This is a genomic window from Streptomyces sp. NPDC050636 (assembly GCF_040654775.1).
GTDB lineage: Bacteria > Actinomycetota > Actinomycetes > Streptomycetales > Streptomycetaceae > Streptomyces.
In genome coordinates this window covers 1-15,085 of sequence record NZ_JBFAIP010000129.1, presented here as the reverse complement: position 1 = coordinate 15,085, position 15,085 = coordinate 1, and the positions used below count along the sequence as shown (strand labels likewise).

Below are 15,085 nucleotides of genomic sequence, written 5' to 3'. Positions count from 1 at the left end.
GCGGTGCAGTCCTAGACAGCTCCACCACACCGGAGGTCTTCGCCATGATCAAGCCCGGCAAGTGTCAACAACGCTCGTGATCAATACACCTAGGGCCTGTCCGCCGCCACCTGGCCCACGGCACCCCAGAATCCGGTCAGCGCCGCGGCCGTGGCCTGTGGCTGCTCGGCGTTGGGGGAGTGTTCCGCGCCCTCGATGACGGTGCGGCGGGCGGACAGCCGCTCGGCCATCGCGTCCATCAGCGGCACCGGCCAGGCGTAGTCGACGGCGCCGGAGACCACATGCTTGGGCAGCGGTACGGCCGCCAGTTCCGTGACCCGGTCCGGCTCGTGGAGCATCTGCCGGCCGGTCGCGATCAGTTGCTCGGGGACGGTGTTCAGCCAGCGGCGGTGCAGAAACGCGCCGATCTCCGGCGGTGTCGCCGCGTCCGCGGCCTCTGGAGGATCCAGCTCCCGCATCTTCTGCCAGACCGTCTCCTTGTCCAGCATGCCGAGCGCCTCGATCAGCATCCGCACCCGGGCCTGCTGGGACGCGTCGATGGCGGCGGGGCCGGAACTGAGCACGGTGAGCGAACGGAACGGAGCCGGGTCGCGCAGCACGGCGGCGCGGGTGACCAGACCGCCCAGGGAGTGCCCCAGGAGATGAACCGGCCCGCCGTCGGCATCCTGTACGGCGCGCGCCTGAGCCAGCACGTCGAGCGCCAACTCGCCCTGAGCGTAGGCGACTTCGTCGTGCGGCCCAGGAGTTTCGAACTGCCCTCGGCCGTCCACGGCGACCGCCCGGAACCCGGCGGCGGCGAGCGGCGCGAGCAGCGCGATGAAGTCCTCCTTGCTGCCGGTGAAACCGGGCACCAGCAGGGCGGTACCGATCGGTGCGCCATCGGGCCGGGCGTCGTGCACGGCGAACGCGCCGCGCTCGGTGTCGAGTCGGTACGCGTGGGCGCACGGGGGCAGTGTGAGGGTGGGCGGCCTGCTCATGGGATGAGGCTATCGGGGCAGGGGCGCCGGCCGGCCCATCGCCCGTGGCGGCGGCCGCCCTGGGAACGCCGAAGGCCCGGCACCCGCATGCTGCGGGGTCCGGGCCTTCCGATCGCTCGGATCAGCTTTCGGGCGTCGCCTCGGCCACTGCGGCCTTGGCGCGCGTACGGCGTCGTACCGGCTTGGCCTCGGTGGCGTCCACGGCGTCCACGGCGGCCTCCGCGGCCGGCTCGGCAGCCGCGGCCTTACGGGTACGCGTCCGCTTCGGCTTGACCGGCGCGTCCTCGGCGGCCGCCTCGACCACCTCGGACTTCGCGGCGGTCTTACGGGTGCGGGTGCGCTTCGGCTTGGCCGGGGCGGCGTCCGCGCCGGGCTCGGCTGTGTCCACGGCGGCCTCGGCGGCCGGCTCGGCAGCGGCGGCCTTGCGGGTACGCGTCCGCTTCGGCTTGGCGGGCGCCTCGGCGGTCACGGTGTCGACCACCGTCTCGACGGCCTGCACGGTCTCCGCAGCGGCCTTGACGGCGCTCCGGGTGCGACGGCGACGCGGCTTGGCGGGCGCCTCGGTGGCCTCGTCGGCCTTGACGGCACGGGAGGTGCCCCCGTCCTCGGCGACCGCTGCGGCGCTCTCCGAGGCCGCGACCGCATCCGTGGCCTCGGGTGCGGCGACGGCGGCCGAAGCGGCCGCGCCACGGGTGCGACGACGGCGCCGGGGCTGGCGCGGCTCGGCCGGGCTCTCAGAGCCCTCAGCGGCGTCCACGGAGCCGGCGTCCTTCGCCGCGGAGTCAGCGGAGCCCTGCGAGCCGGCGGCATCGTCCAGCGGCGAACCGCCCCGCGTCCGCCGCCGCTGCCGCGGCGTACGGGTCCGCTGGGGACGCTCCTCCTCGACCACGGCGGCCGCCGGCTTGCGCGGCCCACGCCCGCGGCCGCCGGTCTCGCCGAGGTCCTCGACCTCTTCGGCGGCCAGCCCGGCCCGGGTGCGCTCGGCACGCGGCAGGACGCCCTTGGTGCCCTCGGGGATGCCGAGCAGCTCGTAGAGGTGCGGCGAGGTGGAGTAGGTCTCCTCCGGCTCGTCGAACGGCAGGTCCAGCGCCTTGTTGATCAGCTTCCAGCGCGGGATGTCGTCCCAGTCGACGAGGGTGACCGCGGTGCCCTTGGCACCCGCGCGGCCGGTACGGCCGATGCGGTGCAGATAGGTTTTCTCGTCCTCGGGCGACTGGTAGTTGATGACATGTGTCACACCCTCGACGTCGATGCCGCGGGCGGCGACGTCGGTGCAGACCAGGACATCGACCTTGCCGTTGCGGAAGGCGCGCAGCGCCTGCTCGCGGGCGCCCTGGCCGAGGTCACCGTGCACCGCACCGGACGCGAAGCCGCGCCGGGAGAGCTGGTCGGCGATGTCGGCGGCGGTCCGCTTCGTACGGCAGAACACCATCGCCAGGCCGCGGCCCTCGGCCTGGAGGATGCGCGAGACCATCTCCGGCTTGTCCATGGAGTGCGCGCGGAACACGTGCTGGGTGGTGTTGGCGACGGTCTGGCCCTCGTCGTCCGGCGCGGTGGCGCGGATGTGCGTGGGCTGCGACATGTAGCGGCGGGCCAGCGAGATGACCTGGCCGGGCATGGTCGCGGAGAACAGCATCGTCTGCCGCTTGGCCGGCAGCAGCTGGATGATCTTCTCGACGTCGGGCAGGAAGCCCAGGTCGAGCATCTCGTCGGCCTCGTCCAGTACCAGGCTCTTGACCTGGGAGAGGTTGAGCTTCTTCTGGCCCGCGAGGTCGAGCAGCCGGCCGGGCGTACCGACGACGACGTCGACGCCCTTCTTCAGCGCCTCGACCTGCGGCTCGTACGCACGGCCGCCATAGATGGCCAGCACCCGGACGTTACGCACCTTGCCGGCGGTGAGCAGGTCGTTGGTGACCTGCTGGCACAGCTCGCGGGTGGGCACGACGACGAGGGCCTGCGGGGCCTCGGTCAGCTGCTCGGGCTTGGCGCGGCCGACCTCGACATCGACGGGGACCGTGACGCGCTCCAGGAGCGGCAGGCCGAAGCCCAGGGTCTTGCCGGTGCCGGTCTTGGCCTGGCCGATGACGTCGCTGCCGGAGAGGGCGACGGGGAGCGTCAGCTCCTGGATGGGAAAGGGGGAAATGATGCCGACGGCTTCAAGGGCCTCGGCGGTCTCGGGGAAAATCCCGAGCTCTCGGAACGTAGACAGAATCTTGCCTCTTCTGTGAGACGCGGCGTGAGGCGGCGAAGGGGGTCGTACCGTGCCGTCGTACGGGTTCGTACGGGGGCCGACCTGAAAGAGCCGGATGGCGCGGGACCACTGCCAACGCTCAGGCACTCCTGCCGCGAGCGGTGTCCCTCCTGCTGTGCGTACGTCTCGTACGCGCCGCGAGGGAGGGCGGTCGGTTTGGAGCCGATCGGGCCACCGACCGGGCATCCGCATTCGTGGAACGACCTACCGAAACTCGGTAGGTCTCATAGCACTGTACCCCGGATGCGTCCCGGCATCCGAAGACTTGTATGGGTGAGGAATTCATCACTGCGCGAGCGGACGCGCACCCGGCGGGTCGGACGGACGTTCGTACGGGTGAACGGGGAGTGGCTGGCCAGGGCCTTCCCCGGGCCGCTGAGCGGGCTATTGTGCCGGTCATGGGAACGCCTGACAACGCCGCCGCTGACGCTCAAGAACACACCGGGATCGCTGCCCAGGACTGGGCGCAGGCATCCGCCGACCCGCACTACCGGGCAGCCGTGATCGATCTGCTCGGCGCGCTCGCATACGGCGAGCTGTCCGCCTTCGAGCGTCTCGCCGAGGACGCCAAGCTCGCGCCGACGATGGACGACAAGGCCGAACTGGCCAAGATGGCCTCGGCCGAATTCCACCATTTCGAGCGGCTGCGGGAGCGGCTCGCGCAGATCGAGGCGGAGCCGAACGAGGCGATGGAGCCGTTCGCAGCCGCGCTGGACGAGTTCCACCGCCAGACCGCGCCGTCGGACTGGCTGGAGGGCCTGGTCAAGGCGTATGTCGGCGACTCGATCGCCAGTGACTTCTACCGTGAGGTCGCGGCCCGGCTGGACTCCGACACCCGCAGTCTCGTGCTGGCCGTACTGGACGACACCGGGCATGCGTCGTTCGCCGTGGAGAAGGTCCGTGCGGCGATCGAGGCCGAGCCGCGGGTCGGCGGGCGGCTGGCGCTGTGGGCGCGGCGGCTGATGGGCGAGGCGCTCTCGCAGGCGCAGCGCGTCGTCGCGGAGCGCGACTCGCTGTCCACGATGCTGGTGGGCGGCGTGGCCGACGGCTTCGATCTGGCCGAGGTGGGGCGGATGTTCTCGCGGATCACCGAGGCGCACACCAAGCGGATGGCGGCGCTGGGCCTGGCTGCGTAACCCGCATCCGGGTCACGGACATCTGCGTACGGGTCTGACGAGCGGACCGGCGGCCTTCGGGGGCGCCGGTCCGTTTGCGTCCCCCACTCTCGGCTGCGCTCAAGCGGGAGGTGCCCCCATCGGGGCCGCGGTCACGAGGTCCGACGGGTGTCGTCAGGCCGTCCGGTGGCCTTTCAGCGGGGCCGCCGACCGGCGCAGCCGGTTGCGCGGCGGGCGGATCAGGACCGAGAGCAGCGCCGCGCCCATGGCCAGCGCGGCGACCAGGACCTGGACGGGATGGCCGGGGCCGAGGATCGACTGGGTCAGCAGCGCGCCGAACAGCGCGGCGACCGGGCCGGTGGCCAGCGTCAGGGTGCGCGAGGCGAAGCGGCCGGACAGCCATCGCGTGGCGGCCAGGGCGATGACAAAGCCGACGATCACGGCGCCGAGTGCTTCCCAGATCATGCTGTTCCCTCCCGCGGGGCACGGCCGATAGGACGAACAAATCGGTCGTAGGCGGTCGTACCCAAGGGGCACCGCCAGCAACCCTCCCGCTCTCGGTCCCCTGCCTGATCAGCGCATCGGGAACGACGCGAACGGCGGGCACGGGCCGCGGGCGGGGCGGCGGTCGCGGCCGGGAACGGAAAAGGCGGCGGCCCGGAGGGAAGTCCTCCGGGCCGCCGCCCTTGTCCTCGGCGGTCGTCGTGTGCGTCCGCCGCGATGCTCAGAGCGTGCCGAACCCGACCTTGCGGGTGGTCGGCTCGCCGATCTCCACGTAGGCCAGCCGGTCCGACGGGACCAGGACCTTGCGACCGTGGTCGTCCACGAGGCTCAGCAGAGTTGACTTGCCGTCCAGCGCGTCAGCCACCGCGCGCTCGACATCCTCGGCAGACTGCCCGCTCTCAAGAATGATCTCGCGGGGCGCGTGCTGCACGCCGATCTTGACCTCCACGGCTTATGTCCCTCCGACGGTCAGTTAGGTACGCGGCGATCCGCGCCGTACGCAGCACACATTAGCCCGGTACGAGGACGGACAGGACGCTCCGGGCAACGCCCGCAGCGAACAAGGTCAGTGTTGTTGGGGCGCCTCGGTGGCGTGCAGCGGGAAACCGGCGATGCCCCGCCAGGCGAGGGATGTCAGCAGTTGCACCGCGGTGTCGCGCGGCACCGTGCTCTTCGAGGAGAGCCAGTAGCGCGCCACCACCTGGGAGACCCCGCCCAGGCCCACGGCCAGCAGCATCGACTCGTTCTGCGACAGGCCGGTGTCCTCGGCGATCACCGCGCTGATGGCCTCGGCGCACTCCAGTGAGACCTTGTCCACCCGCTCGCGGACGGCCGGCTCATTGGTCAGGTCCGACTCGAAGACCAGCCGGAAGGCGCCGCCCGGGTCCTCGACATACGCGAAGTAGGCGTCCATCGTCGCGGCGACCCGCTGCTTGTTGTCGGTCGTCGACTCCAGCGCGGTCCGCACCGACTGCAGCAGCGACTCGCAGTGCTGGTCCAGCAGCGCCAGGTAGAGCTCCAGCTTGCCCGGGAAGTGCTGGTAGAGCACCGGCTTGCTGACGCCCGCCCGCTCGGCGATGTCGTCCATCGCGGCGGAGTGGTAGCCCTGCGCGACGAACACTTCCTGGGCAGCGCCCAGAAGCTGGTTGCGCCGGGCGCGGCGTGGCAGGCGTGTGCCCCGCGGGCGCGCCGCCTCGGTCTGCTCGATGGCGCTCACGCTGCCTCCCAGAAATCGTTCCGTACGCGGCCCGCCCAAGATGGCGCACCGCGCCCGCCATCGTACTTTTGGGTAACCCGGCTGTGGGCGGTCGGAGCCGAGAAATTCTGTCCGGGAACGCCGCGGTAAGGCGACATAACGGCCCAGGTCATCGGTATTCGTCTTCGTTGAGTTCTATGACGCGGGCCTGTTCGGCGCGATCCGCCTCGTTCGCGGAGTCGGGGTCGGCGCCGGTCGGGGACTCGTCGGACTGCGGCGCGAGGTCGGCGTGCTGTTCCGCGGCGTCCGCTTCCGGCGCCTCCACGTCGTACTCGGTCGTGCTCTCGTCTTCCTCAAAGGTCTCCGGATCGGACGGGTCGACGGGCATGGTGGCTCCCTCTCTCGCGTTCACGGCCTGTGCCTGGGCAGGAAGCAGGGGCCGGGGCGGTGCCCTAGGTACGAGCGTAGGAGAGTGGCCGCGGCAGCGCGATGCGGTGTGTGACCGCGAACACACAATCGGGGGCGTGATCGTCTCGTAACATCGACTCCATGTCTTCGACCGAGTCGCCGGACACCAGGACCGCCGCCGCCCTCCCGGTGCCGCCAGCCGGCCCCGGCTCCCGGGCGGGCGTGGAGGAGACGGTGCGGTCCGTGACCCTGCCGGGCCTCACGCTGACGGTGAGAGCACCGGCCGGGACGCCCTCGGGGCAGGACGGCGACGGGGAGACCCGCGAGCGCGCGCTCTACGTCCACGGCCTCGGCGGCTCCTCGCGGAACTGGTCCGCCCTGATGCCGCTGCTCGCCGACCGGGTCGACGGTGAGGCCCTGGACCTGCCCGGATTCGGCGCCTCGCCGCCGCCGGCCGACGGCAACTACTCCGTCTCGGCGCAGGCACGCGCGGTCATCCGCTATCTCGACGCGTCCGGGCGCGGCAGGCGTACGGGGGTCCACCTCATCGGCAACTCGCTCGGCGGCGCCGTGTCGACCCGTGTGGCGGCGGTACGCCCGGACCTCGTCCGTACGCTGACGCTGGTCTCGCCGGCGCTGCCCGAGCTGCGGCCGCAGCTGACCGCGGTGCCCACCGCGCTGCTCGCGGTCCCCGGCATCGCCCGGCTCTTCGGCCGGATCACCCACGACTGGACGCCCGAGCGCCGCACCCGCGAGGTGTTGGCGCTCTGTTACGGCAACCCCGCCCGGGTCACCCCCGAAGGGTTCAACTCCGCGGTCGACGAATTCGCGCGGCGGCTCGAACTCCCCTATTTCTGGGAGGTGATGGAGCGTTCCGCACGCGGGTTGGTGAACGCCTACACGCTCGGCGGGCAGCACAATTTGTGGCGTCAGGCAGAGCGCGTCCTGGCGCCGGCCCTTCTCGTCTACGGTGGACGCGACCGCCTGGTCTCCTACCGGATGGCGCGGCGGGCGGCCGCGGCGTTCCGCGGTTCGCGGCTGCTGACACTGCCGGAGGCGGGGCACGTGGCGATGATGGAGTATCCGGAGGCGGTGGCGCGGGCATTCCGCGACCTGCTCGACGGTGAGACGACCGAACGCGGCAGGACCGGACCGACCGGGATAACCGCCGACGCGGGCAGGAGCTGACAGGGCCAGTGGGACGCCATAGCCGCCGGCCCGGACCGGCGACCGCAGCAGACGGTCCGGAGACCGCCGATCCGGCCGATGTGCCCCGTGCCCCCGGCGGGGTGGTACCCGCTCCGGGGCTGGGAAGGCGACGGCGTGCGCCGGCCGGGCCGCCGGGCGACGGGGTGCGCGGCGGCCACCCCGAACAGCGTGAGCCGGGCGGAGGCTGGGGCGCGTCCCCGGCGGCGACGCCCGCGCAGGGCACGCCGAGGGTTCCCCGTCCGCGTGCGGCGGGTGCGGCCGGCGTGGGCGGCGTGGGCGGGTTCGGGCCGTCCGGCGGGATGGCGAGCGGTCCGCCCGGCGGACCGGTCACCGGCCCGGTGGGATTCGGCACGCCCCTGGGCACTCCGCAGGGCCCGTCGCCGAGCGGGCCGCGCCGCGACTACCTCGATGCCTTCGCCGACGACGATGTGTTCCGGGCCGGTGCGCCCGGGGCGGGCCCGCGCGCCGGGGCCCCTTCGGCGGGCGGGCCCGGTGCGGACGGGCTGCCGGCCGGCGGCCGGTTCACCGGGCGGTCGGTGGTCTTCGACCGGGACGAGATCGACGAACTGGACCGGCGCGCCGAACTGGGCGCGGCGGGCGCGGAGTTCGGCGGTCCGGCGGACCCGGACGGTACCGCGCCGTTGGACGATGACGAGGAGCAGCCGGGCGGCAGGAAGGGCGCCAAGGGCCGGACGTTCACCGGTGCCGCGGCCGCCGCCGTCACGACGGTGCTCGCCGTGGTCATCGCCGGCCAGGTCGCCGACCAGCACAACGACGGCGACTCGGCACAGGCGCGGAGCGGGCCGGACCGTGCGGACGGCACCGACGACGAGGCCTCCCGGTCGCATCCCCGGCCGACGCAGGACGCCAAGCCCGCCACGTACGACCAGAAGATGGCACAGGTCTTCCCGCTGGACGCGAAGCTGACGGCCACCGGCCGCTTCAAGGCGACCGGCGGCGACGCCAAGGCGCCGGGCCGGGGGACGGTGCTGCGCTATCGCGTCGATGTCGAGGAGGGACTGCCGCTGGACGGCGAGCTCTTCGCCGACGCGGTGCACAAGACCCTGAACGACGACCGGAGTTGGGCGCACGGCGGGCAGCGGGCATTCCAGCGGGTGGGGTCGGGCGACGCCGACTTCGTGATCACGCTGGCGAGCCCGGGGACCACCGCCGCATGGTGTGCGAAGTCCAGTCTGGACACCACCGAGGACAATGTCTCCTGCGATTCGGCGGCGACCGAACGCGTCATGATCAACGCTTACCGCTGGGCGCAGGGCGCGAAGACCTACGGCGACGAGCGGATGCATGCCTACCGCCAGATGCTGATCAATCACGAGGTCGGCCACCGGCTCGGGCGCGACCACGAGGCCTGCTCCCGGCAGGGCGCGTTGGCGCCCGTCATGATGCAGCAGACCAAGTTCCTGACGACGGACGGCGCGACCTGCCGGCCCAACTCCTGGCCGTTTCCCACCGAGCGGTGACCCACGGGGGATGAGACGGAGTGTCTCTCATCGTGAGACACGTTGCCAGGATGCGAATGTTCGTTCCATGATCTGCGCATGCCGCACCGTCACGCCGTCGAACACGCCGCCATAGAGCTGGCGCTGCTCGGCGTGTCCGTGCAGTCCGTGGCCGACATCGACTGTCGCTGAGGCCCGCTTCCCCCGGTTCCGTGACGAGTGATCTCCGGACCGGGGCATTCCCCCGCGTATCCGCGTAACTCTCTTTCTACGTGTCCGCAGGGGCGGCCTCGCGCGTCACGCGCCCTTCCCTGCCGCCTTTTGCGGGTGCACCTTGCTGCGAAAGGCGATCTTCGTCATGGCCGAGCCGGCCCCGCGCCATCCCCGTTCCCGTTCCCGTTCCCGTCAACCATCAGCCACCGCCCGCAGGGTGGCTGCGGCCGCCGCCACCGTCGCGCTGGCCGTCGGCGCCGTCGCCTGCGGGCCTGAGGACGGCGGCGCCCAGGGCGGCGCGGGTGACGCGCCGAAGAAGGGCGGCACGCTGACCGTCCTGAACTCCGAGCCGCAGACCGACTTCGACCCCGCGCGGCTGTACACGTCCGGTGGCGGCAAGGTGCCGACGCTGGTCTTCCGTACGCTGACCACCCGCAATCGGGAGAACGGCGTGGCCGGCGCCAAGGCGGTGCCGGATCTCGCCACCGACACCGGGCGGCCCAGCAAGAACGCCACCGTGTGGACCTACACCCTCAAGGACGGCCTGAAGTTCGAGGACGGGTCGCCGATCACGAGCGCCGACATCAAATACGGAATCGAGCGGTCCTTCGCCGCGGAACTGTCCGGCGGCGCACCCTATTTGCGGGACTGGCTGGTCGGCGGCGATACGTACGAGGGCCCGTACAAGGACACGTCCAAGGGCGGGCTGAAGTCGATCGAGACGCCGGACGACAAAACCATCGTCTTCCATCTGAAGAAGCCCGAAGGGGAATTCCCGCTGCTGGCGTCGCAGACCCAGTTCGCGCCGGTGCCGCGGAAGAAGGACACCGGGACGAAGTACGAGGAACACCCGGTGTCCTCCGGCCCGTACAAGGTCGTCAAGAACACCGGGGACGGCGAGCGCCTCGTCCTGAAGCGCAATGAGCACTGGTCGGAGGTGACGGACAAAGAGCGGCACGCCTACCCCGACACCGTCGATGTGCGGTCGGGGCTCGACTCCGCCGTCATCAACCAGCGGCTGTCGACCGGCTCGGGCGCCGACGCCGCCGCGGTCACCACCGACACCAACCTCGGGCCCGCCGAACTCGCCCAGACAGACGATGACGAGGAACTCCAGAAGCGGGTCGGCACCGGTCACTTCGGCTACACCACTTACCTCGCCTTCAACCCGAAGGTGAAGCCCTTCGACAACCCGAAGGTGCGGAAGGCGATTTCCCATGCCGTCAACCGCCGGAGCGTGGTGAACGCGGCCGGCGGCTCTTCGCTCGCCGAGCCCGCCACCACCTTCCTGCCCAATCAGAAGTCCTTCGGCTATACGCCCGCCGACCCCTTCCCGGCCGGAAAGACCGGAAATCCCGGCAAGGCCAAGGAATTGCTGAAGGAGGCGGGCTACGAGGACGGGCTGACCATCACGCTCACCCACTCCACCGCCAAGAACTTCGAGACCAGTCCGGAAGTCGCCACCGCCGTCCAGGAAGCGCTGAAGAAGGCCGGTATCACCGTCAAACTGGCCGGCCTGGAGGACAACGACTACAAGGACAAGATCCACAGCATCAAGGACGAGCCCGGCTTCTTCATCTCCCGCTGGGGTGCCGACTGGCCTTCCGGTGGCCCGTTCCTCGCGCCGATCTTCGACGGGCGGCAGATCGTCGAGGACGCCTACAACTTCAACCACGCACAGCTCGACGACCCGGCCGTCAACCACGAGATCGACGAGATCAACAAGCTGACCGACCTGGAAGCGGCCGCCAAGCGCTGGGGGGCCCTGGACCACAAGATCGGCGAAAAGGCCGTGTCCGTGCCGCTCTTCCACCCCGTCTACAAGCGGCTCTACGGCAAGGACGTCAAGAACATCGTGATCAGCGACTGGGATGGCGTGCTCGACATCTCGCAGGTCGCGGTCAAGTAGGGCCGGCAACACACTGTGAGTGATCTTCAGGAAACCGGAGTATGGCGGCGGTTGCGTGCCCGCCCGTCGGCCGTCGCGGCCGCCGCCGTACTCGTGGTGCTGGCCCTCCTCGCCCTCGCCGCGCCGCTGTTGTCGGCGCTGGCGGGCCAGGACCCCACCACCTACCACGACGACCTCGTCGACTCGGCGCGCGGCGGGGTGCCGATCGGCGCGTACGGCGGGATCAGCGGCGACCACTGGCTGGGCGTCGAACCGGGCACCGGCCGCGATCTCTTCTCCCGGCTGCTGTACGGCGCCCGGGTCTCGCTGCTGGTCGCCCTCGGCGCCACCGTCGTCCAGGTGCTGATCGGCGTCATGGTGGGCCTGGCGGCCGGCTTCGGCAGCCGGCTCGTCGACACCGTCCTGTCCCGCTTCACCGATGTGATGGTGGCGCTGCCGATGCTGGTCTTCGGCGTCGCGCTGACCGCCGTCGTACCGGCCGGCTTCCCCCGCCCGCTGCTGCTGGTCATCGTCATCGGGCTGCTGAACTGGGGCGGCACCTCGCGGATCGTGCGGGCCCAGACGCTGTCCCTGAAGAAGCTGGACTACGTCGCGGCGGCCCGGCTCGGCGGCTCGCGGCCCTGGCGGGTGGCCCGGCGTGAGCTGCTGCCCGCACTGGCCGCACCGGTGATCACCTACGCGGCGATCCTGGTGCCCTCCAACATCGTGGTCGAGGCGTCGCTGTCCTTCCTGGGCATCGGCGTCAGACCGCCCACGTCGTCCTGGGGCCAGATGCTGTCCACGGCCACGACATGGTTCCGCGCCGACCCGATGTACGTACTGCTGCCGGCGGCCTGCCTGTTCGTGACGGTCCTCGCGTTCACCGTGCTCGGTGACGCGGTCCGCACCGCGCTCGACCCGCGCGAGCGGTCACGGCTGCGGGTCGGGACGCGCGGCGGCTCCCGGAGCGCGAAGCGTACGGCTGAGGAGAGCAAAGGAGCGGCCGTATGACCGGCTATGTCCTGCGCAGGCTGGGCGGCGCGCTGATCGTCCTCTTCCTGCTGTCCGTCCTCGTCTACCTGCTCTTCTACGTCGCGCCCGGCGACCCCGCGAAACTCGCCTGCGGACCGCGCTGCGACGCCGCGCAGATCAGCCAGGTGCGTGCTCAACTCGGCCTGAACGAACCGTTGTTGGCGCAGTATCTGCACTTTCTGCAGGGCGTCGTCACGGGCCGCGACTACTCCACCGGAACCGGCGTACTGCACTGCCAGGCGCCCTGCTTCGGCCTCTCCTACCAGAACGAACAGCCGGTCACCGAGCTGCTCTCCGCCCGCCTGCCGGTCACCGCCTCCCTCGCGTTCGGCGCGATGGTGCTGTGGCTACTGCTCGGCGTCGGCACCGGGCTGCTATCCGCGCTGCGCCGCGGCGGACCGACCGAGCGGGTGCTGACCGCGCTCACCCTGACCGGCACCGCCACCCCGGTCTTCATCACCGGACTCCTGCTGCTGATGCTGTTCTGCGCCACTCTCCAGTGGCTGCCGTTCCCGACGTATGTGCCGCTGTCCGAGGACCCCGAGCAATGGGCCTGGAATCTGCTGCTGCCCTGGACGGCCCTGGCCCTGCTGGAATCCGCCAAATACGCGCGGCTGACCCGCTCCTCGACCCTGGAGACGCTGGCCGAGGACCATATCCGCACCTTCCGCGCGTACGGCGTGCGCGAGCGCTCCGTCATCGGCCGGCACGCCCTGCGCGGTGCGCTGCCGCCCGTCATCGCGCTCAACGCCATCGACCTCGGCACGATGTTCGGCGGCGCGATGCTCACCGAGACGCTGTTCGGCCTGCCCGGCATCGGCCAGCTGCTGGTCCATTCCGTGCGGACGGTGGACCTGCCGGTGGTCGTCGGAGCGGTGCTCGGCATCGGCGCGGCCGTGGTCCTCGCCAACGCCGTCGCGGATGTCCTGTACGCACTCGCCGACCGAAGGGTGAGCCTGACGTGACCGCCGAACTGGTCGAGGTCGCCGACCTCGCGATCACCTTCCCGGCCGGCGAGGGCGCAGCGGACGCCGACGCCGGCGTACGCGCCGTCGACGGGCTCTCGTTCACGCTCGCGCCCGGCCGCGCGCTGGGCATCGTGGGGGAGTCGGGATCCGGCAAGTCCACCGTCGCCGCCGCCCTGCTCGACCTGCACCGGGGAACCGGCGCCCGGGTCGACGGCACGGTCCGGGTCGACGGCCTGGACGTCCTCGCCGCACCGGAGCCGGCACTGCGCCGGCTGCGCGGCGGAACGGCCGCGATGGTCTTCCAGGACCCGCTGTCCTCCCTGGACCCGTACTACGCCATCGGCGACCAGATCGCCGAGGTCTACCGGGTGCACCGGCCGGACGCCTCGCGGCGCGCCGCGCGGGCCCGTGCCGTCGACGCGCTGGACCGGGTCGGCATCGCGGACGCGGCCCGCCGCGCCCGCTCCCGCCCGCACGAGTTCAGCGGCGGGATGCGGCAGCGGGCCCTGATCGCGATGGCGCTGGCCTGCGAGCCGCGGCTGGTGATCGCCGACGAGCCGACCACCGCGCTGGACGTCACCGTCCAGGCCCAGATCCTCGATCTGCTGCACGAGCTGCGCGCCGAGACGGGCATGGGCCTGATCCTCGTCACCCACGACCTCGGCGTGGTCGCCGGGAGCGTCGACGAGGTACTGGTGATGCGGGCCGGGCGCGCCGTCGAGCACGGGCCCGTCGGCGAGGTGCTGAGCGCCCCGGGCGCGCCGTACACCAAGGAACTGCTGGCGGCGGTGCCGCGCGTGGATGCGGTGCGGGAGCGGGCGGCGGCCCCGGCGCTCGACAAGGCCGACGCGCCCGCGGCTCCCGTGCCCGCCGAGCCGCTGCTCGAAGCCACCGGCCTGCGGCGGGAGTTCGGGCGCCGGGGTGCGCGCACCACCGCCGTCGAGGATGTCTCGCTGACCGTACGGGCCGGCGAGACCCTCGGCCTCGTCGGCGAGTCCGGCAGCGGCAAGACGACCGTCGGCCGGATGCTCGTACGCCTGCTGGACCCCACCTCCGGAACACTGCGCTACCGGGGCCGCGAGATCGGCGCCCTTGGGGAACGCGAACTGCGGCCGCTGCGCAGCGAGTTGCAGATGGTCTTCCAGGACCCGGTGTCCTCGCTCAATCCGCGCCGCACCATCGGCGAGTCGGTGGCCGACCCGCTGCGCGCCGCCGGCGAGCTGGACGACGCCGGGGTGGTACGGCGTGCGCGGGAGCTGCTGGAGCGGGTCGGGCTCGATCCGGCGTGGTACCACCGCTATCCGCACGAGTTCAGCGGCGGCCAGCGGCAGCGGGTCGGCATCGCGCGGGCGCTCGCCCCCGCTCCCCGCCTGCTGGTCTGCGACGAACCGGTCTCCGCGCTGGACGTCACGACCCAGGCACAGGTCATGGAGCTGCTCGGCGAACTCCGCCGTGAGCTGGGCCTCTCGCTGGTCTTCATCGCCCACGATCTGGCGGTCGTCCGGGCGGTGAGCGACCGCGTCGCGGTGATGCGGGCCGGCCGGATCGTCGAGGAGGGGCCGGTCGACGCCGTGTACGACGAGCCCCGACACCCCTACACCCAGGGCCTCCTGGCGGCCGTTCCGGTGCTCGACCCGCAGGTCGCCGCCGAACGGCGGGCACTACGAGTCGAACGCCGGGCGCCACGAGCCGACCGGCGGACACTACGAACTGTCGCGTAGTGGTCACATAGCGCTTCGAAACGCTCTCCGGGGTGGAAAGTCACGCGCGTTCACCGCTGTGGATCCTGACCCGTGGCGCCGTCGCCGCCGGACCCGGCGAGGTGCTGACCAGCCCGTTGCAGGCGCAGGCCTGGGGCTTCGGCC

At 71.7% G+C, this 15,085-nt stretch carries 14 protein-coding genes; 8 read left to right on the top strand and 6 right to left on the bottom strand.

Annotated elements, in window-relative coordinates:
* Positions 1–89: 89 nt before the first annotated feature.
* Together AB0I10_RS37190 and AB0I10_RS37185 are read right to left on the bottom strand one after the other, a co-directional pair.
* Entirely contained in the window at positions 90–977 is an 888-nt protein-coding gene (locus tag AB0I10_RS37190) for an alpha/beta hydrolase (RefSeq protein WP_363157178.1), read from the bottom strand.
* A 121-nt stretch (positions 978–1,098) separates the two neighbouring features.
* Positions 1,099–3,315, bottom strand: a complete 2,217-nt coding sequence (locus AB0I10_RS37185; protein WP_363157177.1) for a DEAD/DEAH box helicase — start codon at positions 3,313–3,315, stop codon at positions 1,099–1,101.
* Positions 3,316–3,626: 311 nt separating this feature from the next.
* On the opposite strand from AB0I10_RS37185, the gene AB0I10_RS37180 reads away from it, so the two are divergent.
* Positions 3,627–4,364 carry a ferritin-like fold-containing protein gene (locus tag AB0I10_RS37180; RefSeq protein WP_363157176.1) on the top strand — a complete coding sequence of 246 codons (738 nt, stop codon included), beginning with the start codon at positions 3,627–3,629 and terminating at the stop codon, positions 4,362–4,364.
* 153 nt (positions 4,365–4,517) lie between these two features.
* On the opposite strand, the gene AB0I10_RS37175 is transcribed toward AB0I10_RS37180, so the two are convergent.
* The 4 genes from AB0I10_RS37175 to AB0I10_RS37160 all read right to left on the bottom strand — a co-directional run bounded on the left by AB0I10_RS37175 (position 4,518) and on the right by AB0I10_RS37160 (position 6,430).
* Positions 4,518–4,808, bottom strand: a complete 291-nt coding sequence (locus AB0I10_RS37175; RefSeq protein WP_363157175.1) for a hypothetical protein — start codon at positions 4,806–4,808, stop codon at positions 4,518–4,520.
* Between the two features lie 259 nt (positions 4,809–5,067).
* Positions 5,068–5,295, bottom strand: a complete 228-nt coding sequence (locus tag AB0I10_RS37170; protein ID WP_363157174.1) for a DUF3107 domain-containing protein — start codon at positions 5,293–5,295, stop codon at positions 5,068–5,070.
* A gap of 117 nt (positions 5,296–5,412) precedes the next feature.
* Positions 5,413–6,063, bottom strand: a complete 651-nt coding sequence (locus AB0I10_RS37165; protein WP_363157173.1) for a TetR/AcrR family transcriptional regulator — start codon at positions 6,061–6,063, stop codon at positions 5,413–5,415.
* Positions 6,064–6,211: 148 nt separating this feature from the next.
* Positions 6,212–6,430 (bottom strand): hypothetical protein, encoded by a 219-nt coding sequence (locus tag AB0I10_RS37160; RefSeq protein ID WP_363157172.1) that lies wholly within the window; start codon positions 6,428–6,430, stop codon positions 6,212–6,214.
* Between the two features lie 161 nt (positions 6,431–6,591).
* Between AB0I10_RS37160 and AB0I10_RS37155 the strand changes: the two genes are divergently transcribed.
* From AB0I10_RS37155 to AB0I10_RS37125, 7 genes are all read left to right on the top strand, one after another.
* A complete protein-coding gene (locus AB0I10_RS37155) occupies positions 6,592–7,638 on the top strand; it encodes an alpha/beta hydrolase (RefSeq protein WP_363157171.1) in 1,047 nt (348 codons plus the stop codon).
* A gap of 164 nt (positions 7,639–7,802) precedes the next feature.
* Positions 7,803–9,140, top strand: a complete 1,338-nt coding sequence (locus AB0I10_RS37150) for a DUF3152 domain-containing protein (RefSeq protein ID WP_363157179.1) — start codon at positions 7,803–7,805, stop codon at positions 9,138–9,140.
* Positions 9,141–9,218: 78 nt separating this feature from the next.
* Positions 9,219–9,311 (top strand): Ms4533A family Cys-rich leader peptide, encoded by a 93-nt coding sequence (locus AB0I10_RS37145; protein WP_363157170.1) that lies wholly within the window; start codon positions 9,219–9,221, stop codon positions 9,309–9,311.
* A gap of 166 nt (positions 9,312–9,477) precedes the next feature.
* On the top strand, positions 9,478–11,241 hold the full coding sequence (locus tag AB0I10_RS37140) for an ABC transporter substrate-binding protein (RefSeq protein ID WP_363157169.1): 1,764 nt from the start codon (positions 9,478–9,480) through the stop codon (positions 11,239–11,241).
* 15 nt (positions 11,242–11,256) lie between these two features.
* The gene (locus AB0I10_RS37135) at positions 11,257–12,231 is read left to right on the top strand and encodes an ABC transporter permease (RefSeq protein WP_363157168.1); all 975 of its coding nucleotides are present in this window, start codon (positions 11,257–11,259) and stop codon (positions 12,229–12,231) included.
* Positions 12,228–13,217: an ABC transporter permease gene (locus AB0I10_RS37130; protein WP_363157167.1), complete on the top strand. Its 990-nt coding sequence runs from the start codon at positions 12,228–12,230 to the stop codon at positions 13,215–13,217. Before AB0I10_RS37135 ends, AB0I10_RS37130 begins: the two co-directional genes overlap by 4 nt.
* On the top strand, positions 13,214–14,941 hold the full coding sequence (locus tag AB0I10_RS37125) for an ABC transporter ATP-binding protein (protein ID WP_363157166.1): 1,728 nt from the start codon (positions 13,214–13,216) through the stop codon (positions 14,939–14,941). Before AB0I10_RS37130 ends, AB0I10_RS37125 begins: the two co-directional genes overlap by 4 nt.
* Positions 14,942–15,085 lie beyond the last annotated feature (144 nt).

Coding starts and splice junctions, on each gene's coding strand:
- AB0I10_RS37180 (WP_363157176.1), top strand. CDS start 3,627: ATGGGAACGCCTGACAACGCCGCCGCTGACGCTCAAGAACACACCGGG.
- AB0I10_RS37190 (WP_363157178.1), bottom strand. CDS start 977: ATGAGCAGGCCGCCCACCCTCACACTGCCCCCGTGCGCCCACGCGTAC.
- AB0I10_RS37175 (WP_363157175.1), bottom strand. CDS start 4,808: ATGATCTGGGAAGCACTCGGCGCCGTGATCGTCGGCTTTGTCATCGCC.
- AB0I10_RS37155 (WP_363157171.1), top strand. CDS start 6,592: ATGTCTTCGACCGAGTCGCCGGACACCAGGACCGCCGCCGCCCTCCCG.
- AB0I10_RS37130 (WP_363157167.1), top strand. CDS start 12,228: ATGACCGGCTATGTCCTGCGCAGGCTGGGCGGCGCGCTGATCGTCCTC.
- AB0I10_RS37145 (WP_363157170.1), top strand. CDS start 9,219: ATGCCGCACCGTCACGCCGTCGAACACGCCGCCATAGAGCTGGCGCTG.
- AB0I10_RS37140 (WP_363157169.1), top strand. CDS start 9,478: ATGGCCGAGCCGGCCCCGCGCCATCCCCGTTCCCGTTCCCGTTCCCGT.
- AB0I10_RS37160 (WP_363157172.1), bottom strand. CDS start 6,430: ATGCCCGTCGACCCGTCCGATCCGGAGACCTTTGAGGAAGACGAGAGC.